The following is a 25,185-nucleotide window of genomic DNA, read 5'->3' as shown; positions in this document are numbered from 1 at the left end:
AAATCGCTCACTACTAACGTATGTTTTGACTGCTATGACCCATTCCTCGAAGCCAATAAAATAGCACTCCTCTACACCAAAGTAGGCGTCAATTTTTGTATTAATCGTGACATTCACCATTTTTTTGAAACTTTTTAGCAGGCCACCCTGTATATAACTAGATACCCGCTACAGAAAGGAGCGCAAACATGAAATTCAACCTTGGTGATATCATTAGTACAACCGTTCTTTTATGTATGTTTCTAGCGATCTTTTTCGTAATGATCCATATGATCAAAAAAATGAAATCCACTGCCCCTGTGTCTCCTCCACCAACCATGCAACAGCAAGTAGAGGACTTATCAAAACGTGTGTCGACCCTAGAACAACAAGTAAAACAATTAACTGACAAACAATAGTCCCATAAAAAAATCGCTGGGAAGGATAACCTTCTCAGCGATTTTCATATACTATCTGACCATTCACAACCGTACATGCGACTTGAATGTGTGGAAGCTGCTCCATCTCTACCGTAAAAACGTCTTCTTGTAAAATCGTAAAGTCTGCAGCAAAGCCTTCTGCAATTTTGCCACGCATCAATTGCTGTCCAATGATTTCAGCCGCTCCTACTGTATACAAACGGACTGCCTCAAATCGGGAAATTTTCTCATGAGGGTTATAGCCATCATGTGTTTCCCCAAAATTTCTTCTAGTGACAGCCGCATAAATACCATGCAACGGGTTTGGCACTTCAATTGGCGCATCACTGCCGCCTGCGACAATCAGCCCTCTGTCAAGAAGCGATTTTAAAGGATGTAAGCCCTGTGCGCGCTCCTCTCCAAGTCTCGATAGCTCTGCTTGGTATTCTCCCTGTACAAACTGCGGCTGCATATCCACTGCCACTGGTAATGCAGCTAGCTTGGCTAATAGTTCCTCATCGACTAAGCTACAGTGAATTACGCGATCAAGCTGACCTTCCTGAGGAGGATATGCCGCAAAAACGTCTAAAATCGTGTCGATTGCTAAATCCCCAATGGCATGCACGGCAACGGTTTGTCCATATTGACGCGCCAGCTGAACATAGCTTGTTAATTGCTCAGTTGTATGAATAAGCATCCCTGCATTGTCCGAATCATCGCAGTAAGGCTGACGTAGTGCAGCCGTACGACCTCCAAAGGCTCCATCAATAAAAATTTTCATCGCACCAAACTCCAAAAATGGTGAGGAAGCTAAATCCATCTTCGCAACCTCTTCAAAGACTGTATGATGCTGTAATACATGCACCTTAAAGGATTGCTGTGCCTCTACTATTTTGCGATAAGCCTGAATCGGCTGGCTTGGCGGTCCATAATAGCTTAAATCCTCTGAATGTCCCCCTACTAAACCATAGGATTGCAATGAGGTCACCGCCTTTGTCAGTGCATCCTCAATATACGCAGGTGTAATATGTGGCATCTGGTTAACAATTAAATACAAGGCAGCATCCTTTAGGATCCCTGTGAGCTGACCATCTACTTTGTCAATGACACCCCCCTCTGGCGAAGGAGTCCTATTTGTAATTCCTGCAAAAGCGAGTGCCTTGGAATTGGCTAGAATCAAATGATGACAGCTCCGTTTAATGATTAAATGAGCATCTCCAAGGGCATCTAGCTCTGCTAAGGTCGGAAAAACGGGCTCCTCAAATTGGTTTTCATTTAGTCCAATCGCAATGACCCATTCATGTGCTGACGCCTCAGCCATTCGCTCCTGAAGCTTCACAAGTAACGCCTCTTTACTCGTAACCGCCGATACATCAAGATGCTTGAGTTTTTCTCCGTAGCCAATAATATGTAAATGGCTGTCGACAAAGCCTGGATACATGATATTACCCTCTAAATGTTGGATAGAAGCAGCTAGTGGCGACAAGCTCTCCACTGAGCCTGTCGCCACAATTTTTCCATCTTCAACAAGGACTGCATCCACTGTTTCACCAACCTGAGCCATCGTGTAAATCTTACCACCTGTCCATAATGTTGCCAAAACAATTCCTCCCATGTCCTATGCTATTGCTTCAATTAAGTGCGCTCTTTCTAAGCGACGTCGAACGATCACACCAATCCATGCTGCAAGTACCGCTTTGACGATACCAACCACGATAAATGGTGCAACACCACCCATAAAGGCAGCTGTCCATGTATAATCTGCTACAATTTTTAACCACACTGTCCCAAACGCTAATGTAACAATCATCCCAATGATATTCGCAATAATAGCTTGAGTAAATGTAATACCAAATTTATCTAAGTATAAGCCCATAATAATGGCTGTGGCAAGGAAGCCTACAATATATCCACCTGTTGGACCAACTAAAATTCCTAGTCCACCTGACATACCGCTAAATACAGGTAAACCTGCTGCCCCTAGTAAAATATATAATAGAACAGATAACGTGCCTAATCTTGTCCCTAAAATCGTCACGATAATTCCAACCGCTAACGTTTGACCTGTAATCGGGATAAGTGGTAGTGGGATTGTTACCTGTGCTAAAACTGCGATTATTGCTGCCCCAAATGCTGCTAACACATATTGATATGTACTTCCTTTTTTCAATGTAAAAAGCCTCCCCTTGTGCGTTAACTAATAATAAAAATAAGTTAACACAAAGATAAAGCAAATGAAAACCATTGTCAATCTATTTTAGAATAAAAAAAGAAATTGCTAGATTAGCCTAGCAATTTCTTGCCAAAATCATTACCATAAAGGTTCATTCATCGGGTCTTTCTCTTGTAGCTTAAACACATATGGCGCAATTTGATAATGGTAGAAGAACATGCCCACTAAAAAGAAAATGAGACCGATAACAAAATGATGGAAAACATGCTGTAGCATAATCAGCAGTGGCACTGGCATCGTCATTACACCACTGATTTGCATGGATTTTTTTGTGCGATATTGTTTTTGTCCACAATGAGGGCACACAATTTCACTATTTTTGCGATATAATTTACGTGCATCCTTCTCAGACCAACTCTCCCCACATTCAATACAAACAGGTAAACCATACCCCTTTTTCAATAGATAGCATTTGACAATAAATGTAGCGCCTATAAAAATGCTCAGTAAAATCATTCCTCTTACATAATCCGAAGCAAATAGTGACCACCAATGCCAATTATCGGACTGTAGGCTAGCCGCCTGATGGCCTGAACCCTGTTGCCCCTTCTGTTGTGTCAGGATATAGCTAAAACCGATAACAAAAATAGTAAAGGTTGCGAACACGATGCGATACGTCCATTGACCATCTGCTTTACGTTGAACTTTTCGTCGTGCTTTTTCCGCGATTACTTGTTTGCGCTGCTGTGAGAGCTTGACATCTTGTAGCTCCTTTAATAGTTCCTCTTTAAATTGATTCATGGCGTAGCACCTCCCAATCAAAGTCACCCATTGCTGTTGCTAATTGTTTACGAGCTCGCTGTAATCTTGTGCGAATCGTTGCTTCCGGACATTGTACAAGCTGTGCAATTTCCACTGTCGACATCTCCTCAAAATAATACAAAATCAAGACCTCTCGATAGGCAACTGATAATGTAAACAGTGCCTCCACCAGCTCTTTTTTTACAGTTTTCTCTAGCATCTCCTTTTCAGGTGTCATAGCTGTTGTGCGCCTCGTGATCTTTTCAAACAATGTCAGTCGTTTACTTTTCCAACTTCGTAAATAATCGTGACTTCGATTAACCGTCATTTTCACTAAATATGTACGTAAGGATGCTTCCTGACGAAACTGTCCCTGCTTTTGATAAAAGGCGATGAACACATCCTGCACGATGTCCTCCGCCGTTGCCTTATTTTTTACATATAGATAAGCGACCTTTAGTAAGTAATCACCGTGCTCCTCGATTATCTGTTCAATAGCCATCATTGCCCTCACCTACTTTCTACACTACTGACGGTCGCCGTAACGAATGCGATTCATTTTATCAAAAAAAAATCCGTAATTTTTAAATCATTACGGATTTCTTCAAGCTAAATACCTATTTTTTGCATAGTAGAGACAACTTTGACCATTCGATCGTCTAAATCGGTGCCTGTGAATCGAGGCAATCTCAATTCATTCACGATAGCACCATCAGACATAAAAAGGATACGCTCTGTTCTTGCGGCAATCTTTGGATCATGGGTCACAAGCATCACCGTTGTGCCTTCACTATTGATGGAGGCTAATAAATCCATGATTTCCTGAGCAGACGTTGAATTCAATGCGCCTGTGGGTTCATCTCCAAAGATCACCTGCGGGTTGCTAATCAAGGCCCGGCAGATGCCTGCCCGTTGAAGCTGCCCACCAGACACTTGTGTAATATCTCGCTTTGCCAAGTCTGCAATCCCCATTTTGTTCATGATCTGTAGTGCCCTTTCTGTCAAGGCCCTGACATTTTTTCGCTCATCACGCATCGCAGGTAACAGGATATTATCGAGGATATTTAAGCTTTTTAGAAAGGTCGGATGCTGAAAGACAAAGCCCATTTTCGTTCTACGCAAATCAGCCAGTTCTTTGTCACTTAATGTCGTTAAGTCCATTCCATCAAAGATGACCTGACCTTGATCAATACTGTCCATCCCGCTAAGGGCATACAACAGTGTCGATTTACCACAGCCTGATGGGCCCATGATGGAAATAAACTCCCCTTGATTGATGGCAACTGATACATCCAGTAAAACGGGATGCTGTTCTTTGCCTACTTGAAACGTCTTTGCTATTTGCTCACCACTTACGATATTCATAGGTTCTACTCCTTTATATGCTCAATAATTTTTACCTGCCCTGCCCTTGACGTACCAAATAGCGTAGCTAGCAGAACAACGCTTGTAAGCGCTAGTGGGCAAAAAACATACGCTGCTAGTGGGTTAATCATAAAATCAAAGGAAGCCGCTCCGAATGAGGCAATGACCGTACTAGTTAAATATTCACCTAACGTGTTTGCGAGCAACGTCCCCATCGAGATAGCAAGCAGTAATACAAAAATCGAACGTGCAGCATATTGTGTAGCTATATCGACATTCGTGAATCCCAATGCCTTCATGATAGCGATGGGCGCTTGATCCTTCGCAATCAGCATATTCATAAATAATAATGTCACGAGCACACACAGCAATAAGGCAATGACGAGTGCTGCACGAGCTGCCTTTTCGATGGCATGAATCGTCGTACCAAAAGTTTGATAAATATAATCATCAATACCTGACACTTTGGCAAATGAGAAGGTTTTTGCATATTCCGCCCTTTTATCTGCAACAAGAGATGGATCTGCCATCGTACTATAGACGACACTCCACATGCTATCCGTAGACTGGTCAGAGAAAGCTGCCTTCGCAGTCTTGCCTCCATTGGTAATATCTGAATAAATACCGCTAATCCTCAAATTTTTCTTCTGTCCATTAATGACCACTGCTAAACTATCGCCAACCTTTTTTTGAAGCTCCTCTGCATTGAGCACCGAAAGTGCCACTTCATTAGGAGCAACTGGAGCCTCTCCGTGTGCATATTCTAAGGGAAAAATCGTATGGTCACCCAGCTCTATTTTTAGGTTTTGCGCTGTTCCGTCCTCAGCAATCGTTGTGAATTTTTTTGTTGTCAAAACAGTGTAATTCTTAATGGCTGTGTCATGCTCAAGCCTATCCATCACCGCTGCCACCTGTTGTTCATTTTGCTTGTCTTGTGGGATATCAATTCGGATGTCACTGTTCCCAATACCCATATACGTAATAAAGCTTTTAGCTGCAATTGTGTTGTGTAAGTTTTGAGGGACGATGATAATAAATGTTGCCAATACTAATACTGCGAGCATTGTCGCATAAAGTGTTTTTCGTGATAGCACATCCTTTATGCCAAGGAAAAGATTAATCGGTAGCCTTTTATTGGCGCTGAGGTTCAATAATTTTGCATGTTGCCCTTTTCCTTGCATTGTGCCAAAGCGCAGAGCCTGCGTGGCTGATAGCTTGCGAAACTGTTTCAGTACCGATTGTACATAGCCCATAATCACGATAAACACGAGCAACAACCCCAGACCCGTGAACAACCAAATGAGTGAAACTTTGTCTGTTTCTCCCATGAACAGACGGATATTTTCTAATAGAATATCTCGAAGGAAGTAGGAACAGGCAAAACCGAGCATACAACCAATCACAGCTATAACGCCATATTTGGCTAGATACATTTTCTGAATATCTGCCACTCGTAGGCCAATTGCTTTCATCACACCGATTTCTCGAGTATCCTCTTCAATTTTAGTGAGCAATGTAAATCGAATACACATAAACGCAATAGCGACTACAAGGACACTGATGAGCAAGATAACAGCAATCATAAGCCCATCTGATATGGCATTCAGCATTTGAAAAAGCTTATAGGTAATGGTTGGTCCATTTGCTTCTAACCCTGCACTTGTATAGGCTTCTTCAAAATTCTTTAAATCCGCCAAATTTTTCAAACGAAACTCAATTAAATATTCAACTGTTCCCGCTTCCTGGATTGCTGCATAATCTTGTTCACTGACAAGAAAGCGTTTGGAGGAAGCCAGCATTGAGTTCATCTGTGAATCCCTTAGAAATCCTGCTATTGTAAAGGTTTGATCATGAACGATGACAGTATCCCCCAAGTCGGCAATGCCGTCCTTCCAATAGCTTACAGGTACATAAATATCACCATTTGCCACTTCAATCACATGACCATCAAGATCAAGTAAATAATCAAATTTCTCACTTTGTGTGCTGAAACCATTGTCCTGCACACTGTGTGCCAATGTGGTACCCGCAATATGGATCTTCGAGCCCTCCACATTTAGAAATTCATTCATTTGATATTCATCTACATATTTATTTTGCTCTGCAAATTCAGTAAGCCGCACTTGATCGATTTCCCCTGCATGCATCTGAAGAAAATGAGACGTTTCTGCTTGTTTCATCAGTGTGTCAATTGCGCTTGTCAAATGGACCATAAGTACTGCTGATAGTGTGACAAGTAAAGCTGCTACCGCCACAAATAGCATGGTCATACCTGTAATTAGCTTGCTATTTGCCATATCATTTCGCACAATTTTCCAATACATAAGTCACCTCTTTGTATATTGTTAATCGCCATCAAGTCTAACAAGACCTAAAATATTTAGTTCGGACTGCCTTCTTCTTTATTTCCAAACATTTGCATCATATACAATAAGCTACCACTTTCCACCCCTAGCATTCGTTCAATATTAAAAATCAATGCCGGTATACGAGCAGCTCTTTCCTCATCTGTCATCAAGACGAGATCATCATCGAATACCGTATTGGTATAAGCGATAATCATTTCCATACACTCATAGGGATAAGGCGTTTGGTAAATACCTTGCTCAATGCCCTCCCGAATAATGGCAGTAAGGATTGGTGGTACTTGATTGATGACCACTTGCTGTATTTTACGGTGCATCAAGGCATTTTGCGGCCTATGAACATGCTCCATCATTTCCTGTCCACCCTGTTCATTTTGCATATTCAATGCCATGACAACGCGCAATATCCGCTCATTTACAGCTATAGTCTTGTCTGCTGCAACGGTTTTCGCCTTTGCGAGCATTGTGCTTGTATAACGCTCAATGAGCGCATCCATAATGTCTTCCTTAGATTTAAAGTGATAATAGAGGGTGCCTCGAGCAATGCCTACTTTTTCCAAAATATTACTCGTACTAGTGCCATCAAATCCCTTCTGTGCAAATAATTCATCCGCTGCATCTAATATTTCATTTCTGCGTTCTTCCGCTTTTTTTATTTCTCTCATAAGACAACTCCTTATAATTGACCGACTGCCTGTCGATATATCTTTTCTTTATCCTAGCATAGGACTACTTCTGTTGGCAATAATTTCTACAAAAAAAGAATCTGCTTTACGCAGATCCTTATTTTTGTAGTTCCTCGTTCTTCCGATATTCCAAAATATCGCCAGGCTGGCAATCCAATGCCTCACAAATAGCCTCTAATGTTGAAAAGCGGATGGCTTTGGCCTTGCCGTTTTTTAAAATCGAAAGGTTCGCCATCGTGATGCCAACTTTTTCTGAAAGCTCTGTGACACTCATTTTTCGTTTCGCCAGCATTACATCAATGTTAATGATCATTGCCATAGTATTCACCTCAAACCGTTAGATCATTTTCTGATTTGATATCGATGGCATTTTTTAGAAGCTTTTGCAGCACAGCAGCAAATACTGCCACGACAAAGGAAGCAAAAATAATGACCATTCCGATAAGTATAAGACCTGGGGCATCGTCTACTTCCGCAGCATAGTATATCAGTGGCATGCCAACCACGTAAACACTACTAATAATAATTGCACAATATTTGATCTTGATTAAAGCTTTGACAGACAGCTCTGAAAATGCAATGTTTTGGTCAATATAGCTTAATAGTTTGATCGTCGTAAATAGCGCAACAAAATAAGCAATAGCCGTTGCATAGACGCCAATTAAAGCAACAATGGTTAAAATGGGAGAATGCTCCACTGTATTCAAAGCAACACGAGGCACCACCCATACACATAAGGCAAGAACGGGTATACCTATTAGAAAAACAGCTATCTTTAAAAAGAGCGTTTCTCGTTTCATCTTACGCACCTCTTTTATTTATTCTCCTGTTTAATTTATCATATAGTTTATCGTTTTTCAATAAATTTTTATTCCAATTCAAGATGCGTTATAACACCCATTATTTGGTTTACTTTACTTTTTATTGTGCTATAATCAATCCAACCATTGAAAAGGGGGTATTCGATGATTTATTCGCCAACCGAAAAGACGATAGAAACGACACGTTTAATACTTCGACTTTTTACGCAAGCAGATGCACAGGACGTAAGTGTTTTATGTAACAATTATGCGATCTATAAAAGCACATTGAGTTTACCTTATCCTTATACATTAGAATGTGCATTATCATGGATTTCCACGCATCAACAAAACTTTGAGGAAAATCGAAGTTACGAATTCGCGATAACAGACAAACAAAGTGGACAATTATATGGAGCGATAGGACTGTCAAATCAATCCCAACATCAAAGAGGAGAAATCGCTTATTGGATTGGAGAGCCCTATTGGGGTAATGGCTACGGAACAGAAGCTGCTCAAGCGATGATTGAATTTGCCTTTCAGGAGAAACAGTATCATCGTATTTATGCCCGGTATTTCCATTCCAATCCCGCCTCTGGGAAAATTATGGAGAAATGTGGCATGCGCTATGAGGGAACATTAAAGGATCATATTTATAAAAACGGTACTTTTGAAGATATTGTGTTTTATGGCTTGCTTAATCCATCACACTAGCAACACGTTTACGAAAGAGGCACTTCCCTCGTAGATATGCCTCTCTCTCTTTTAAATACCATTTCCCACATCGCAATAATGATTATAGTGCGTAATTTGGTTGCGGCCGTTACGCTTTGATTTATAGAGCGCTTCATCCGCATGCTGGATAAGCTCTTCTACTTTCTGAATTTTGCCATGATCATTCGTACTGACACCAATACTAAATTCCAACTGAACCGTTTGATTATTCACTGTTAGTGACAGTGCCGTTAAGGTTTGATACAGGTTGTCAGCCAATGTTTGCACTGTTTCACCTTCCTTTACTTGACTCAACACAATGAATTCATCCCCACCAAAACGGGCAACAATGGACTCAAAGGGCTGAAAATAGTCCTGTAAAGTTTTGGCTGTATTCGTCAAAGCATCATCACCAAATAAATGGCCATTCATGTCATTGATTTCTTTAAAATGGTCTAAATCCACCATCATCAAGGCCAATTGCTGATGTTTTTCAGCCGCCTTCTCGACCATCTTTTTGGCCTGTTCATCAAAATAGCGACGATTGTAAATATTCGTCAGAGGATCAATATAGGCATTTTTTTCAAACTGCTTCTTATGATCGTTATATTCCATTTCAAACAATACATGTGAATAGTTTTCACGCTGGATTTCTAACAAAATATTTATATATTCCTTTTGTATCGCACATAATACAATTTTATTGCCTTGCTCCTCAATTAGCTTCACTAAAGAATTATAAATTAGTTGAAGTAGAGAAAGGTCATTGTTTTGTAAAGCATAATGCTTTGTCTTTTGATATAAATCTATGGCCTCACTTATACGTCCCTGTCTTTCACACAGGAAGGCATAGGCATTGAGTACCTCAAGTTGTACTTTCGAATAGGGTGGATGATGAATCGTTGCCATTAATTCTTGTAATATCGTATTGGCTTCCTCAAATTCTTCAAGCCAAATAAGTGCAACAGCTAGGTTTGTCTTCGGATGGATAATCCCTGTATAAGGCTCTTTATGCTTTATTTCAAACGCATTCGCATAATATAAACTCTTTAAGGCAAATTCCTTAGCTGTCCGATAGCTTCCCATGGATATTTCTAAGTCGCTCAGATTGTTATAGATTTTCCCCATGCTCTCCACGTGCTGAATTGCTTCAGCAATTTTTAAGCCTTTCAGCATCAACTCTTCTGATTTCTTTAAATGACCAAATGTTCCCCAATAAATGGCTGCTAAATTGTAATATTGAATTAAATCAATATCGTTGCCATGTTGAAAGGTTAACTCACGATATTGTTCAAGGACACTTATAGAAAGCTGTAAATCACCCGTTTGAAAATAACTGGCACAGCTATAACGTAATAGAAGGATAGCCTTATCATACATTTCAAGCTTAATGGCACTTTCAATTGCGGCACTACTTATTTCTATATATTCTAAAAAACGATCCGCATTATATAACTCATTAAGCGTAATCCATAGTTCTTCAAATTCTTGTGCGTTCATACCGCCCCTCCTTTTCTTCATCCTTACTTCTTTAATACTACCTTTGACCTTAAAATATTACAATTCTTTGGACTCATTTATTTTTTCGACATTAAGTAATTCAGCCTAATAAAGAAAATCACTGTGTATTTTTTCCTACATTCAATTAAAGGTTATTTTAACATGGTACTTTCACTATAATTTTCCCCTAAACAAAAAACAAGCCTCTTTCAAGAGACTTGTTAAGATTCTTCTATGCCTAGGATGGCTATTAATGCCTTCGCTCTGTTGGCACTAAGGTGAATTTCTCCGCTTCCAGCCTTTTGGAGATAAATTGAACCCCCATAGCCCTTCCACATTTCAATACGGACGCCTTCTACTTCAAATGAATATTCGGGTGGCCTTTTCATATAATTTGCGGGCTGCCAAGGGATATCCTGTAAAAACTGAGCGACCTCTTTGTCATTTTCTAGCTCAAGCTTTTTTGTAATGGTTGGCTCTAGCTTTTCCAGTTTAGATAATAAACCATAATTTCTTACGACCCCGTTTTCCTCTATACTGCCTGTTCCCATAGAAGTTAAAGTAATATAATCCCCCTGCTTGACAGGAAAATCATCCAGCACAGGATACCAATTGGCCTGTTCATATTTTTCAGCAAGCTGTTCTTCCGTCATATGATCAAGGTCCTCGGGAATCACTCCTTCAATAAATAAGAAAACATTCGATTCAACCTTTGCAACTGTTCCAACCATTGAAGAGCCATGTGAACTGGTCCGTATTACGATTTTATGCTCCTCTTGAAAGGCTGTTGCCTGATCAGTATAATGCGCTTGGAAATATCGTTTGGCATCAATATTGGCTACTTCTTGGTAAGCATAAAAAGTTGGATATTTTTCTTTATAGAAGGCATATAGCTTTGTTCGCGTTGTATACATCGGCAGAAGGGGCTCGAGATATGTTTCAACATACTGTTTCGGTGCTAATCCCTGAAATAGTGCTTCGTATTCAGATGCTTGATAAAGCATTTCCAACTGTTCTACCTGCTTCTTTCTCTCCGCCTCTAGCTCTGCCTTAGAATAATCAATCCCTAATGATTTCGCAAAATAGTAGGCGGCAACGAGCTTCTCATACGATAGATAGGCTTCCTCTTTATAAAATTCCTGCTCTTTCCCTGGCCACATTAGCCGATTAATACGTTCGAAATGCTCAAGCTGTCTTTCATGAAATAGTGAGGTTGTTTGCTCTGTTTCGTTCGTAAGAAGCTGCACCATCATAAACCCCACCACACAAGGTGTCAGTAGGATGGTTAATAGAGTGAAACGAAAAGGCTTCCTTCTATTGATAGACTGTTGTAGTACTTGTTTTTTGACTCGTTCTTTGCTTGCTGTCATATCACCAGCGACTTTGAGTAATTCCTTCTGTATCTCATTCATGTCTAAGCACCTCCCATTCCTCCTGCTTTAGATGAGGCTTTAATGCTTCTCTTGCCCGCTTCAGTCTTGTTTTCACCGTATTCTCCGCAATGCCAAGTAGCTGGGCAATATCACGAATTTTCATTTCTTCAAAATAATAAAGGATAATAGGCTCCCGATAGGTAAGTGAAAGCTTTAAAATAGCTGCCCCAATGTGAGACCGTTCCTCTGCTGCCACTAGCTCATCTGGTTGTCTATTCCCCTGAATAGGAAATATTTTTTCTTGTAATAGTAATTTCTTATAATGCCAGCTTTTTAAATAATCCTTGCTTTGATTAATCGTTAGAGTGGATAAATACGCACGCAACTGCCCGCATTCTTCATAACCACGCTGAGAAAATTTAATAAAGACCTCTTGCACAATATCCTCTGCGGTTTGTCGGTTTTTTACATAAAAATAGGCGAGACGTAATAAATGTGCTGCATGTTCTTCGATCATTTCCTCAAGTATGCCCTCCACCTCCCCTTCTTACACTATAAACGACTGCCACTGAATGACCGTTTCATTTTTTTTAATTTTTTCCTCAAGCACCTTGACCTTGGAGCATACTCCAATGTTAGGATGAATTTAGGAGGTACTTACATGAAAATTAAACAATTCGCCGAGAAATTTCAATTAACAACTGATACCGTTCGCTACTATGAAAAAGAGGGACTCTTAGAGCCGCAAAAACAAGACAATGGCTACCGTGTGTATGATGCCATGTGTGAACATACAATGAAATTTATTATCGTTTTACGTCAGCTAGGCTTTACGCTTCAAGAAATTAAACATTTACTGACACTCGAACAAAAGCCTATTTCAACAGCATGTAATGAAGAAACGGTACAGCTATTTTCCACAAAGATTGCCCAAATTGAGCAGCAACTACGATTCTATCAGCATGCGCTTCATTCGTTACAACTGACAAAAACGTTAATGGCTGACGGACAATTTGAAGAAAATCAAGAAAAAATTACCTTACTCATTGAGGATATGTATCAAAATTTACTGGAAGGTCGTGGTTAAATGTCACTACGTAAAATCATCTCAATCGAATATATCCTTGCTTTCATCATCACAGCTTCTTTCTATGGTCATCTAAATTTTCCATGGCTTTATTTTATTGTGTTTTTATTGCTCCCAGACATCACCATGGTTGGCTATCTCATCAATACAAAAATAGGCGCTCTTTTCTATAATATGGGGCATAGTTTTGTGTTACCTGCCATGTTGATGGTGATTGGTTTGCTAACGACTACATCAATACCTCTGATGGCTGCCCTGATTTGGCTCGCACATATTTTCTTAGATCGCGCACTTGGCTATGGTTTAAAATATGATGACGCTTTTAAGAATACACATTTACAGCAGATTGCGTAATGAGGAGGAAAGTATGGCTAGCCATTTAACACTGCGATTTTTAGTAGAAATGGTTTAGAAAAATCTCCTAATTAAATGCTCTCTCGGGGTGGGATTACCATTATTCATCATCGGAATATGGAGTTGCTCTCTTTAAGCTAGCTGTTCTTGTTTTGTATAAAACAGGCAGAACACTAATTCCAAGCATGGTCATTTTCAGTCAACTAGTCTCCTTTCTCTTGCATCAAAAAACCAGCCGCCCTGCACAAACAGGTGGCTGGTTTTAGCGAATTAAACTAATAATAGTATGTGGTTCATGTTTTATATCGTCATATTTATTGACCATATCCAACACGATAGCTCCATCCTGTGTTATAGCATACACCCAGACGGCATGAGGATTTTGTTCTACATAATCCTTCCATGTAAATACTTCTGTAATTTTCGTTTGACGAAGTTGTGCACCTTGCTCTATCAGTTCATTGAGCTGATGAATATCATGCTGTGCATCGACAAGAAGCTGTCCCCCGTACTTCCTTGAGTAATTTTTAGGGTCTGTAGAATGTAAAGCCGTTTGAAAAATATTGAGACGCCCTAATTCTGGAACAAAGTCTGCACAAACAAGGACATTATAGGCGTCCTGCTTTGTTGCTACAATTAGTTGATCATATGGGGTTAAATCAACATAAAACTCAGTATGCTCGCTTAAAATATCACCTGTTTCCGTCTTAATACCATTTTGTCGAGCAGCAGATAAATCTTCCCATGCACGATCCATCATCAACACATCAATTCCGTTATTTTGCAGGGACGTTGCAAGCTGTGTTGTAAATGGAGAAGCGCCTACAATCACAATACCTTTCCCAGTGGAAGCTTGTAGATCTAATTTTTTCGCAAGCCAGCCAATGCTAAAGCCATGGGCAACCACTGTCGCAAAAACAAGTGCTAATGTGAGCGCTGTTAATAATTGTGCACTTTGAAAACCTACGTCTTGTAGTGCCGTTGTAAAGTAACCTGAAACGGTTAATGCTACAATCCCTCTCGGTGCAATCCACCCAATTAAGGCCCGTTCTTCCAATGTTAAGCCCGTATTAATGGTCGCAATCCAAATCGATAACGGTCGAACAATAAACATCATTGCTAGCACGAATAGTAGCATACGCCAATCAACGATTTGCCATAACGTATCGATGGTTAAAGACGACGTCAGCATAATAAAGACACTTGAAATTAAAATAACCGAAATATTTTCTTTAAAATGCAACAGCTCATGATGACTTGTTAAATGCATATTTGCCATCACAAGCCCCATCACTGTCACAGCCAATAAGCCCGTCTCATGCATGATGGCATCGCTTAGGGCAAAAACAAGTAAAATAGTAGCAAGTAACAAAGGTGATTTCAAAAACTCTGGAATTAAACCACGCTCCAAGCATTGCCCCATTACATAACCGACGCCCCCTCCTAACAGGGCGGCTAAAAAGGCGGAAACAAAGAAAACGGTTAGAGATGTCCCACCTTCTAAATGATATATACCCAAAACGATCTGATACGCAAATAGCGCTAACAATGCGCCAAAAGGATCTACAACGATGCCTTCCCACTTTAAGATAGCTGCTGGTCGCTCCTTCAATTTTGCTTGTCTCAATAAAGGCAAAATAACGGTTGGACCTGTCACAATAAATAATCCACCAATGACAAAAGAGACTGGCCATGATAGCCCTGCAACAAAATGCGCGGCAGTAGAGCCTGCAATCCAAGCGATGGCTGCCCCTACTGTGGAAATACGCAATATGGACTTCTTAAAGCCACGTATTTCTCGAAAATCAAGGCTTAAACTTCCCTCAAATAATATAACGGCTACTGCCAGAGAAATAATGGTATGAAAAATAGGGCCAAATGTCTCTTTTGGAGACACTAACCCTGTAAACGGACCAATAATTAGCCCAGCGATACTCATAATGACAATGGCAGGCATGCGAAAACGCCATGCTAACCACTGTGAAAACAAACCGATAAAAATAATAAAAGGTAACTGAAATAGTAAATTGTCAAACATATGTACCACCTACAATATCCTAGGATAAGTGTATATTCCCTCATTTTAGAAGGACTAAACCTGTTACCTTACATTATGTACGTATTGTGCCAAAATTATCACTTTACCTCATCATGACCATAAACGTAATCACATTATAAAGCGCTGGTGCAACCAAAGCGAAAGTTAAACATACCACTGCAGCCCATTTTGTGTTCTTAATACCACGATCATCGCCTGTCTTTAGATGATGAAAATAAGTTAATGTGAAATAAAAGCATAAAATCATAAACAAGGGGAAAATGAGTTGTTGAGCAAAGCCATGTAGAAATGTAGCCATTGAAGAAACCTCCTATTAATATCCTCTTTACATAAATATTGTAATATACCAACTTTATTTCTACCATAAAAAAAGCAGGATCCTCCACTCTGATCCTGCTCCAAATTATTTAGATGAATCTTTTTAACAATGATTCATATAGACCCACCATTAACAATCCAATTAATATTGGAATGAGGGATGTAAAACTGAAATAAAAGCCTACATCCTGATATTGTCCCGTAAAGTGAAATTGTAGCCAAGACACCTCATATGTTTCTCCTACCCCATATAAGAAAATAGTGGTAAATAAAAATAATGCCAGACATTTTAGTCCTTGCGCTTTTTTCATAGTATCACCTCATTGTACAACGGTCATTTGTTGCGCATAGCTTAAAAGATCCTCAACTGTTAATTCTGGATTTTGTCCAACCATACTATATTGGTAGCCGTTTTCTTGCCAAGCAAGGGAACGGAAATTTTCACCATCCATAACAGTGCCTTTTTGTCCTCGAATATCTATTTCTTTTTCATTTAAAATGGGACCAATATCTGCAACACTAGCATCTGCTTTAAAAATCGTGACAAAAAAGGCTAGCTCTCCATCTAAAACATAATCGAAAGAGTATTCTGGTCGTTCCTCTATCCCTTTAACCATGGATATGTTGTCTAACGTTAGACCATTTACTTCTGGTACTAATAAAAATTTTTCAAGCTGCTGCTTTACGTCGTCCAATGAAATGGATTCAGAAGTATCCTGTCCGCTAATTTCCTGAATCGTTACATCCTTTGGTAAATCTAGTGTAAATTGTTGAGCATCTATTTTTTCACCAAAATTAATCTTAGAATATTCAGTGAGCATATGAGTCCCTGCACTATCTGTCTTCATTTTTAATGTCAGCCAAGTTTTTTTGTCAATCCATGCTTCGATATCGCCAAATAACGATTCCGTTTTCTTCGTTTTTGCGACGATTTTATAGGTATCTCTACCTGCAACCTTCTCTTCTCCTGCTATCTTAATATCATGCGTATCTTTAACCATATTAAAAATAAGCTGTACCTGATCTTTAGGTGATTGCAAGCTGTCTAATTCAGGTTGTGAATAATCCATTGTGTAGGCTGTCTTTTCAGTGACATCATAGCTAATCACTTTAGCATCATTTTTAACTGTGATAACATGTTCACCATTATCGCCTGTCATTTCTATCCGTCTATTGTTATCCTTTACCCATTCCTTCACTTGAGCTTTACCACCTAGCTCTCCCATATCTAACGTATATTCGCCATAATAAGTGAGTGGCTCTTTCGATTCTTGAAGGGCTTGGTCGATAATTTCCTGAGGTGTATAAGTTGCCTCTGAATTACAGCCCACCAAGCTAAATGTCATAACAGCAATTAAGCCTGCTGCTCGGCAAGATCTTTTCCAATTCATCATTCATTTACTCCTTTATAAGGTGGTAGCCAGCAAATTACCGCTGTTCCAATGTTCTCTCTAGAAAGCAGTTCGACAGTACCCCCATGTTTTTCAATAATTTGTTTTGTAATATTTAAGCCTAGTCCTGTTCCTCGTTCACCAGCCTTTGATCTCGCATAATCTGCTTGATACATTGGCTCGAATAATTTAACAATGTCCTGTTGTGGTATGCCTCTTCCGTGATTTTGCACAATTATATACATACCTTCTTGCTTGTTTAAAGCAGACTTCAAGAAATCAAAGCCCCATTCGGGATCATTTCCAGCATTGACTGCCGCTAAGCCTATTGTTGTCCCCTTTTCCCCATAACGCCAGGCGTTGCTCAATAAATTATCAATGACACGCTGAAGTTGTTTAGGATGCACAGCATAGAGTCCATCCACGGCACAGAAGACTTTTAATGTAAATCCTTCTTCCTCACATAACGGTTCATAGTCAGACAAGGCCATGTCAAAAAATTCTTCTCCATCCACAGCAATGAGCTCTAATGTATAGTTCGTTGATTGAAGTAAGGTAAACATCATTAAATCCTCTAGCATATGCTTCATCCGATCTGCCTTCGTAACGATGACCTGCTGATATTCTGCCACCTGCTGTTCTGATAAGCCTTTATTTTGTAAAGATTCCGCATAGGCTTGGATGGCTGTAAGGGGTGTTTTCAAATCATGGGAAATACTTGCAATCATCATTTCTTTTTGCTGTTGTTCCGCTTTTAAAGAAGCTCGAGTCTTTTCAATTTCAACCTGCATCGCCTCAAATGTTTTGGCGAGTGCCCCAATCTCATCTTTTCTTACGCTTAGAGTTGATTTAACATGCTGACCTTTCGCAAAATTACGCATGTGCTGCATCAGTTCACCTAATGGCCGATTCAGTTTCCGATGAAGCAACAAGATGACAGTTAAATAAATGATAAGAAACAACAGGATCGTGCTTGCGATGACAAGCCATGAACGCTTTTCTACACCCTTTACCCAATCTGTTCGTATTAATTGAATTTCATAGATGCCAAGCAAATCACCTTTTAGATACACAGGCTCCTTGTATGTAAAGGCGTTGTATGCTTGCTGTAAATCATATAAACCATTTAACATGCGCTCTTTCCCTACATAGCCCGTTAGCAAAGGGTTGGAGGAATATAAAACATAGCCAGATTTCGTATAGAGGGTAATCGCCAGCTTCTCATTGGTAAGTTCCTCTATCTCCTCAAAATCGGCATTTTTTTGATAAAGCACTGGATTGTCAACGACATCTTTTACCTGATTTAGCTCTGTCCACTTGTCAAAGTACTCCGCCACATTTTTATCTTGGTAATAAGCATTAATCCACACATAAAGGCTATAAGCTCCTACTATGGGTATGACCATTACAATAAAAAACATAATTAGTAACCACGCTTTTATTTTCATAATGGTTCACCAATAAAACGGTAGCCCTTACCCCACACAGTTTGAATGAAATTTGGGTTTTTCACAGAATCCTTGAGCTTTTCGCGCAGTGCCTTGATATGCACTGTGACAGTATGAGTGTCCTCTAACGTTGCTTGCTGCCAAATATGCTGATACAGTTCTTCTTTTGTAAAGGTTTGATTCGGATTTTTAGCTAGCAGCCTAACAAGGGCAAACTCCTTTTGAGTTAATGCAATTTCTTGCTGATAAACACATACTATTTGTCGTTGCCAATCTATTGTTAATCCATTCGCATAGGCAGTATGCTCTTCTATCACGTCTTGCTTGTGGTAGCGTCGCCAGCGTCTAAGATGAGAGGCAACTCGTGCCTTTAATTCTTCTAAGCTAAATGGTTTAGCGATATAATCGTCTGCCCCCTGCAAGCCCTCCACCTTATCCGCATCTTCCTTGCGGGCACTCATCATTAGGATTGGCACATCACTCTCCCAACGGATATTTTGACAAACCGTTAACCCATCCATTTCTGGCAGCATCCAATCCACTAGCACTAAATCGAAAGGTTGCGTTTGAAAATCTTCCAGTCCCTCAAGGCCCGTAGTAGCCCATGTCACACAATAGCCCTCCTGTTCTAGCGTATCCTTCACAATGCGCCCAATCGCTGTATCATCCTCAATCAGTAGTAATTTTTCCTTCATCATTTTCCTCCTGCATTCACCTTACTACGGAAAAAACGATTTTCTCCGAACTTTACACTTTCTTTATAATTACCTTAGAGCGTATCCGCACTTTATACAAGGGGAGGAGGCTACCGATTTCATCGAAGCAGTTTTCTTCCTGCCCGGGCTATCCGCCACTTTTGTGGGGCTATCCTTCACTTTGCCGGTTCTATCCGCTACTTTAACCAGGCTATCCTTCAGCTTTACCGGTTCTATCCGCTACATCCTTCATTTTTATCCCATTAAAAAAGGAATGCACTGTGATTGTGCATTCCTTAGCGAACTAGAAAAATAAACTTAGAATATAGTAAATCAATGCTGCCATGACAGCAGAGATTGGCATCGTGATGACCCATGTTGTAACGATTTTACGTGCCATCCCCCATTTAACGCCTTTAACACGGTGTGCTGTTCCGACACCCATGATGGATGAAGAAATTACATGTGTTGTAGAAACTGGTAAATGGATTAATGTGGCACCAAAGATAATCGATGCAGAAGCTAAGTCTGCCGCTACCCCATTTACTGGGCGGATTTTCATGATTTTACCGCCAACCGTTTTGATAATTTTATAGCCTCCGACAGATGTACCAAGACCCATCGCAGTTGCTGCAGCAAAACGTACCCAGAAAGGAATATCATCTCCTTGGTGTAGGCCGCCGGCGATTAGCGCCAAGGTAATAATACCCATTGCCTTCTGCGCATCATTTGTCCCGTGTGTAAAGGATTGTAAGGCTGCTGTCCCAATTTGCATTGTACGGAAGCCTTTATTCGTTCGATATAAATTCATATCTTTGAAGATGACTTTTAATAATGTCATCATCAGGAAACCAGCTGCGAACGCTAGTAATGGTGAAAAAATAAGTGCTTGAAGAATTTTAATAAACCCAGCATAGTTCAAAATATCAAATCCTGCTGCGGCAATAGCTGCCCCTGCAACAGAACCTATTAATGTATGAGAAGAACTTGATGGAATCCCAAAATACCATGTTAATAAATTCCATGTAATGGCAGATAATAAGGCTGCTAAAATAACAACAGAACCTGTAATATCGCCATCATAGGCATTTAAAGAAAATGGGTCCACAATATCTTTTGTTAGGGCTTTGGCTACCCCAACGAATGTAATCGCTCCGACGAAGTTCATTACTGCTGCCATATAAACCGCAGTACGTGGCTTTAAGGCACGGGTCGATACAGAGGTAGCAATCGCATTGGCTGTATCATGGAAGCCGTTAATAAAGTCGAACACAAGTGCGAAAATAACGACTAATATGGTGATTAATAAGATCGTATCCATTTCGTACACTCCATCTTATGCATTACGCATAATTATTGTTTCAATTGTGTTTGCTACTGTTTGACAGCTGTCCGCAATGTCTTCAAATTGCTCATAAATATCCTTGAAAACAATCAAACGCATTGGGTCTTTTTCTTGGATGAATAATTGCTTCATTGAAGAACGGAAAATTTCATCACATTCACGTTCATTGTCCTTAATTTGAATAGCATGTTTACGCATTTCCACAAGCTTTTTACTATTTAACAGTTCCATGGCTTGTACCATTTCGTCCGTGCTTTTCGCAATATATGTGAGGAATTGACGCATTGGCTCTGTTACTTCTGTTAGGTTGTACATATTGAAGTGCGCAATACAGCCTTCCATTCCATCAATCACATCATCTAATTTATTGGCTAATGCTAAAATATCTTCACGCTCAATTGGCGTCATAAAGGATTTATTCAGCATAACGATTAGCTCATGGATTAATTTATCGCCACTTGTTTCGTATTGCTTCATTGTATCTGCAATTTCTTTTAGCGCATCTATATCTTGAATACGGGCATTATGAGCATAATAGATACCCTCATTCACGTTTTTCGCGATTTTTAACAGTGACTGAAAAAATGGATCTTGCTTATTTGAGTTGAACATCCTGTTCCTCCTGTTGAAAAAATATTGTCAATTTCTGAACCATCATAACAAAACATTTACACAATTCTACAAAATTTTAAACACTAAGATGTTGATTTTACAAAACTGTAATATAAAATTTGCCACATTTATTTTTAAGCTATTTCGCAAGTTGTAAACGTTGGAAATCAAATATTAAAAATCACTATTTTTCTTTAAAAATGACCATTTTTTCTTTTATTTTTATAAAAATACTTGAAATAAACTTTTTTCTGCTTATTTGTTTGTCTTGTGAAATGTTAAGGAATTGTAAACGAAATTTACATGAAAATGCTGGAATTTCATTGTTATTTTTTGACTTCCGCAGTACGCTATGTTAAAACGCAATGAGGAAAGATGGGAGTATATTTATGGATATTGATTTACTTTCACTCACAATATTATTACTACTTGCTTTTATCGCATCTTTTTTAAATGCGATTGTTGGAGGTGGTGGGCTCATCTCCTTACCTGCATTAATGGCTGTTGGTTTACCTCCAAGTACAGCCATTGCCACAAATAAACTGGCCAATACCATTAGTAATGGTACAAGTATGCTAACTTTTTTACGTGCAGGTAAAGTTGATATCAAGAAAATCGGAAAAATCCTCCCCTTTATCTTTGTAGGGTCTTTACTCGGTGCCTTTACTGTCCATCTTGTGTCCCCTGCTATTTTAAAACCACTTATGCTTGTTATGCTCGTCCTTGTAGCTGCTTATACAATGTTTAAAAAAGATTGGGGACAGCAATATCAAGAGCGTGTACTTAGTACAGCCAAACATTTAGCCTATATAGGTGCATTTGCGGCTATTGGCTTTTACGATGGCTTTTTTGGACCAGGTACGGGTTCATTTTTTATTTTTATTCTATTAATGATGGGCTATGATTTTCTCCAAGCTGCTGGTAATGCGAAAGCTTTTAATTTCACCTCAAATTTAGCGGCATTAATCATGTTTTTAGTTTTAGGAGAAGTTCATTTTCTCTATGGTTTTTCGATGGGCTTTGTCATGATCTTTGGGGCAATCCTTGGATCCAAATTTGCGCTGAAGCGTGGAACGAGCATGATGCGTGTCATCTTTATTGTCATGACATGTTTATTGATTTTGAAAAATGCCTTGGATTATTTCTTTCATTGAGACCGCCAATTTTCAGTCAATTGACAAAAAATATTAGCGTGCTATAATACTTTTGGGCTTCACCGCATTGAAGCGCAGAAGTATTTATTAGGAGGATTCACATGTTTCGAATAGAAGCAAAGAGTAACCCTCGATTTCTTGAGGCAAGCTTTATCACTATTTTAATTATCGCCATAATGGCTTATAGTATTGGCTATTTAAAGGCTACGCCGCATATCCCGATTTTTCTTGTGATTGCCCTTTTACTGGCTTATGGATTACTGAAAAAAGTACCCTTTCGCGATCTTGAGGGTGGTATGATTGCTGGTGCTAGCGCTGGACTTGGCGCCGTTTTTATTTTCTTTTTTATTGGCATTTTAATTTCCAGCTGGATTATGGGTGGAACGATCCCAACCCTTATCTATTATGGCTTTTTAACTGTGTCGCCAAACTTTTTCTTTGCTATCGTGTTTTTAATTTGTAGTATCGTTGGTATTTCAATTGGAAGCTCTCTGACAACTGTCGCAACGGTTGGTGTAGCATTTATGGGCATTGCCGGAGCTATGGATATCTCGCTAACCATTACAGCTGGAGCGATTGTTTCTGGGGCCTTCTTTGGTGATAAAATGTCTCCATTATCCGATACAACCAATCTTGCTTCTGGTACAGTTGGTGTAGACCTTTTTGAGCATATTAAAAATATGGGCTGGACAACCATCCCTGCTTTTCTTATCTCCTTTGTGCTCTATGCTATTATCTCCCCAACAGGAGCTGCTACATCCTTTGAGACAGTGGAGCAATTTAAAGGGGGTTTACTGTCTACAGGACTTATTCATTGGTATACATTATTGCCAATTGTTGTTCTCGTAATCATGACTTTTTACAAGGCACCTGCAGTCATTACATTGGCTGTTGTGTCCATTATTGGAGTAGGTCTTGGCTCTCTACTTGACCCAGTTCCCGCTTCAGATGTCTTCAAAATTCTGTTTGATGGCTATGTCTCTCAAACTGGTAATAAAGAGATAGATGCCTTGCTCACTCGTGGTGGGATGAATAGTATGCTATTTACAATCGCGCTTGTCTTACTTGCTTTAACAATGGGTGGCCTTTTATTCACACTAGGCATTATTCAAAGCATTTTAACGAAGGTCGAAAGCTTATTTAAAAGTGCTGGTTCTGTTATTACGGGTGCTGCCATCACGGGCATCGGTGTCAATACATTGATCGGTGAACAGTACTTATCCATTCTATTAACTGGGGAGGCCTTTAAGGCACAATTTGCAAAGGTTGGGCTTGCACCAAAAAACCTTTCACGCGTCATGGAGGATGCTGGTACGGTTGTCAACCCTCTTGTGCCTTGGAGTGTTTGTGGTATTTTTATCGCAAGTGTTCTAGGTATTTCCACACTGGATTACCTACCATTCACCTTCTTCTGTTTACTTGGACCAATTCTTACGATCTTGTTTGGCTGGAGTGGCAAAACATTAACAAAGCTTTAACCATAACAAAAGGTAGCTGAAAACAACATCAGCTACCTTTTTATTTTACTCAAAATTTTTGTGGAAACACCATTTCTTACTACCTTGACTATGTGTTGTATAAAATAATTTTAATCCCTTATCGGCTCGGAAATTTGATAGCGTGTAAAGCTAGTTGTTGGAGAGAAAGCAATCATTCCAATTTGGAATCAAAATTCATGATTTTTCGCATTTCTGTTGGATGACCTCCTTTGCTATGCTCTACTAAAGGAGATGAAAGAGGATGACAACAAAAACAAAATGGAATGCTCATTTATATGATGAAAAGCATGATTTCGTGTCAAAATTGGGTACAAGCTTAGTCGATCTACTAGCGCCGCAAAAAAATGAACATATTTTAGATGTGGGTTGTGGTACAGGAGATTTGGCTAATGACATATCAGCACTTGGAGCTTCTGTGCTCGGAGTAGATGCGTCGGCTACAATGATTTTAGCTGCTCAGCAAAAATATCCTGCCATTAACTTTCAAACGATGGAAGCTACAGCGATGCACTTTTCTCAGCAATTTGATGCCGTTTTCTCCAATGCCGCACTTCATTGGATGAAGGAACCTGATGTAGTTATTGAAAATGTCTATGGTGCACTGAAGAACGGTGGACGCTTTGTTGCTGAAATGGGTGGACAAGGCAATATTGCATCTATCATTTGGGCTCTGCAAAAAAGTATGGAAACTTTACAATTTCCCTATATCGACCACTATTTCCCTTGGTATTTTCCAAGCGTCGAGGAATATCAATCAAAATTAGAAAATGCAGGCTTTCAGGTCGAGAATATCACACTCTATAAACGCCCTACACCACTTCAAGGGCAGGATGGGCTTCGCAACTGGTTGGTCATGTTTAGTGAAAATCTTCTACAGCACTTAAAGGCTGATGAGAAAGAGCAGGTTTATGCGACATGTGAGGAATTATTAAAGCCAACTTGTTTCCAACAGAATGAATGGGTCATTGATTATTATCGTCTGCGCTTTATTGCTCGTAAAAAATAGATTACAAAAGGTTACTATTCTGTTGTAGTAACCTTTTTTCA

General features: G+C 39.6%; 27 protein-coding genes. 7 read left to right on the top strand and 20 right to left on the bottom strand.

Annotated features, from left to right (window positions below):
* The first annotated feature begins 188 nt into the window (after positions 1-188).
* Entirely contained in the window at positions 189-398 is a 210-nt protein-coding gene (locus AC1RFD_RS04005; RefSeq protein ID WP_048390417.1) for a hypothetical protein, read from the top strand.
* 34 nt (positions 399-432) lie between these two features.
* Here AC1RFD_RS04005 and AC1RFD_RS04000 read toward each other — a convergent pair whose 3' ends face one another.
* The 9 genes from AC1RFD_RS04000 to AC1RFD_RS03960 form a co-directional block, all read right to left on the bottom strand.
* Positions 433-1,998 carry an amidohydrolase gene (locus AC1RFD_RS04000; protein ID WP_259419079.1) on the bottom strand — a complete coding sequence of 522 codons (1,566 nt, stop codon included), beginning with the start codon at positions 1,996-1,998 and terminating at the stop codon, positions 433-435.
* An 18-nt stretch (positions 1,999-2,016) separates the two neighbouring features.
* Positions 2,017-2,568 carry a biotin transporter BioY gene (locus tag AC1RFD_RS03995; protein WP_004229030.1) on the bottom strand — a complete coding sequence of 184 codons (552 nt, stop codon included), beginning with the start codon at positions 2,566-2,568 and terminating at the stop codon, positions 2,017-2,019.
* 141 nt (positions 2,569-2,709) lie between these two features.
* Positions 2,710-3,372 (bottom strand): TIGR04104 family putative zinc finger protein, encoded by a 663-nt coding sequence (locus AC1RFD_RS03990; protein WP_374805980.1) that lies wholly within the window; start codon positions 3,370-3,372, stop codon positions 2,710-2,712.
* On the bottom strand, positions 3,359-3,877 hold the full coding sequence (locus AC1RFD_RS03985; protein WP_492474524.1) for a sigma-70 family RNA polymerase sigma factor: 519 nt from the start codon (positions 3,875-3,877) through the stop codon (positions 3,359-3,361). Before AC1RFD_RS03985 ends, AC1RFD_RS03990 begins: the two co-directional genes overlap by 14 nt.
* Positions 3,878-3,981: 104 nt before the next feature.
* Positions 3,982-4,737, bottom strand: a complete 756-nt coding sequence (locus AC1RFD_RS03980) for an ABC transporter ATP-binding protein (RefSeq protein ID WP_259948878.1) — start codon at positions 4,735-4,737, stop codon at positions 3,982-3,984.
* 5 nt (positions 4,738-4,742) lie between these two features.
* On the bottom strand, positions 4,743-7,061 hold the full coding sequence (locus AC1RFD_RS03975) for an ABC transporter permease (RefSeq protein ID WP_492474523.1): 2,319 nt from the start codon (positions 7,059-7,061) through the stop codon (positions 4,743-4,745).
* A 56-nt stretch (positions 7,062-7,117) separates the two neighbouring features.
* On the bottom strand, positions 7,118-7,768 hold the full coding sequence (locus AC1RFD_RS03970; protein ID WP_054550914.1) for a TetR/AcrR family transcriptional regulator: 651 nt from the start codon (positions 7,766-7,768) through the stop codon (positions 7,118-7,120).
* A 118-nt stretch (positions 7,769-7,886) separates the two neighbouring features.
* On the bottom strand, positions 7,887-8,108 hold the full coding sequence (locus AC1RFD_RS03965; RefSeq protein WP_004229042.1) for a helix-turn-helix domain-containing protein: 222 nt from the start codon (positions 8,106-8,108) through the stop codon (positions 7,887-7,889).
* 10 nt (positions 8,109-8,118) lie between these two features.
* Positions 8,119-8,589, bottom strand: a complete 471-nt coding sequence (locus AC1RFD_RS03960; RefSeq protein ID WP_048390401.1) for a DUF2975 domain-containing protein — start codon at positions 8,587-8,589, stop codon at positions 8,119-8,121.
* Between the two features lie 165 nt (positions 8,590-8,754).
* On the opposite strand from AC1RFD_RS03960, the gene AC1RFD_RS03955 reads away from it, so the two are divergent.
* Positions 8,755-9,303, top strand: coding sequence for a GNAT family N-acetyltransferase (locus AC1RFD_RS03955; RefSeq protein ID WP_492474522.1), 549 nt, complete (start codon positions 8,755-8,757; stop codon positions 9,301-9,303).
* A 51-nt stretch (positions 9,304-9,354) separates the two neighbouring features.
* On the opposite strand, the gene AC1RFD_RS03950 is transcribed toward AC1RFD_RS03955, so the two are convergent.
* The 3 genes from AC1RFD_RS03950 to AC1RFD_RS03940 form a co-directional block, all read right to left on the bottom strand.
* A complete protein-coding gene (locus tag AC1RFD_RS03950) occupies positions 9,355-10,803 on the bottom strand; it encodes a tetratricopeptide repeat-containing diguanylate cyclase (RefSeq protein WP_492474521.1) in 1,449 nt (482 codons plus the stop codon).
* 221 nt (positions 10,804-11,024) lie between these two features.
* Positions 11,025-12,215, bottom strand: coding sequence for a hypothetical protein (locus AC1RFD_RS03945; protein ID WP_492474520.1), 1,191 nt, complete (start codon positions 12,213-12,215; stop codon positions 11,025-11,027).
* Complete coding sequence (locus tag AC1RFD_RS03940) at positions 12,208-12,714, bottom strand: sigma-70 family RNA polymerase sigma factor (protein ID WP_492474519.1); 507 nt, start codon at positions 12,712-12,714, stop codon at positions 12,208-12,210. The genes AC1RFD_RS03945 and AC1RFD_RS03940 overlap by 8 nt, the downstream gene beginning before the upstream one ends.
* 123 nt (positions 12,715-12,837) lie before the next feature.
* Between AC1RFD_RS03940 and AC1RFD_RS03935 the strand changes: the two genes are divergently transcribed.
* Together AC1RFD_RS03935 and AC1RFD_RS03930 are read left to right on the top strand one after the other, a co-directional pair.
* Positions 12,838-13,263: a MerR family transcriptional regulator gene (locus AC1RFD_RS03935; protein WP_492474518.1), complete on the top strand. Its 426-nt coding sequence runs from the start codon at positions 12,838-12,840 to the stop codon at positions 13,261-13,263.
* The gene (locus tag AC1RFD_RS03930; RefSeq protein WP_492474517.1) at positions 13,264-13,617 is read left to right on the top strand and encodes a DUF4260 domain-containing protein; all 354 of its coding nucleotides are present in this window, start codon (positions 13,264-13,266) and stop codon (positions 13,615-13,617) included.
* A 262-nt stretch (positions 13,618-13,879) separates the two neighbouring features.
* Here AC1RFD_RS03930 and AC1RFD_RS03925 read toward each other — a convergent pair whose 3' ends face one another.
* The 8 genes from AC1RFD_RS03925 to AC1RFD_RS03890 form a co-directional block, all read right to left on the bottom strand.
* A complete protein-coding gene (locus AC1RFD_RS03925; RefSeq protein ID WP_333879872.1) occupies positions 13,880-15,655 on the bottom strand; it encodes a cation:proton antiporter in 1,776 nt (591 codons plus the stop codon).
* Positions 15,656-15,758: 103 nt separating this feature from the next.
* Positions 15,759-15,974, bottom strand: a complete 216-nt coding sequence (locus AC1RFD_RS03920) for a hypothetical protein (protein ID WP_492474516.1) — start codon at positions 15,972-15,974, stop codon at positions 15,759-15,761.
* Between the two features lie 109 nt (positions 15,975-16,083).
* A complete protein-coding gene (locus AC1RFD_RS03915) occupies positions 16,084-16,305 on the bottom strand; it encodes a hypothetical protein (protein WP_004229062.1) in 222 nt (73 codons plus the stop codon).
* Between the two features lie 9 nt (positions 16,306-16,314).
* A complete protein-coding gene (locus AC1RFD_RS03910; RefSeq protein WP_492474515.1) occupies positions 16,315-17,385 on the bottom strand; it encodes a LolA family protein in 1,071 nt (356 codons plus the stop codon).
* Complete coding sequence (locus tag AC1RFD_RS03905; protein WP_319840216.1) at positions 17,385-18,833, bottom strand: HAMP domain-containing sensor histidine kinase; 1,449 nt, start codon at positions 18,831-18,833, stop codon at positions 17,385-17,387. Before AC1RFD_RS03905 ends, AC1RFD_RS03910 begins: the two co-directional genes overlap by 1 nt.
* Positions 18,830-19,528, bottom strand: a complete 699-nt coding sequence (locus AC1RFD_RS03900) for a response regulator transcription factor (RefSeq protein WP_259948848.1) — start codon at positions 19,526-19,528, stop codon at positions 18,830-18,832. Before AC1RFD_RS03900 ends, AC1RFD_RS03905 begins: the two co-directional genes overlap by 4 nt.
* A gap of 304 nt (positions 19,529-19,832) precedes the next feature.
* Positions 19,833-20,849 carry an inorganic phosphate transporter gene (locus AC1RFD_RS03895; protein WP_004229076.1) on the bottom strand — a complete coding sequence of 339 codons (1,017 nt, stop codon included), beginning with the start codon at positions 20,847-20,849 and terminating at the stop codon, positions 19,833-19,835.
* 15 nt (positions 20,850-20,864) lie between these two features.
* Complete coding sequence (locus tag AC1RFD_RS03890; RefSeq protein WP_004229078.1) at positions 20,865-21,485, bottom strand: DUF47 domain-containing protein; 621 nt, start codon at positions 21,483-21,485, stop codon at positions 20,865-20,867.
* 389 nt (positions 21,486-21,874) lie between these two features.
* Here AC1RFD_RS03890 and AC1RFD_RS03885 point away from each other — a divergent pair, with 389 nt between their 5' ends.
* From AC1RFD_RS03885 to AC1RFD_RS03875, 3 genes are all read left to right on the top strand, one after another.
* Positions 21,875-22,639 (top strand): sulfite exporter TauE/SafE family protein, encoded by a 765-nt coding sequence (locus tag AC1RFD_RS03885; protein ID WP_333879879.1) that lies wholly within the window; start codon positions 21,875-21,877, stop codon positions 22,637-22,639.
* Positions 22,640-22,740: 101 nt separating this feature from the next.
* Positions 22,741-24,117 carry a Na+/H+ antiporter NhaC gene (nhaC, locus tag AC1RFD_RS03880; protein WP_387253643.1) on the top strand — a complete coding sequence of 459 codons (1,377 nt, stop codon included), beginning with the start codon at positions 22,741-22,743 and terminating at the stop codon, positions 24,115-24,117.
* 262 nt (positions 24,118-24,379) lie between these two features.
* Positions 24,380-25,144, top strand: coding sequence for a class I SAM-dependent methyltransferase (locus tag AC1RFD_RS03875; RefSeq protein ID WP_492474514.1), 765 nt, complete (start codon positions 24,380-24,382; stop codon positions 25,142-25,144).
* The last annotated feature ends 41 nt before the right edge of the window (positions 25,145-25,185 follow it).

The sequence above is a fragment of the Lysinibacillus sp. GW823-FHT02G10 genome, assembly GCF_058797135.1.
Note: the sequence above shows the minus strand (reverse complement) of the source record. Positions and strands in the feature narration are given on the sequence as shown.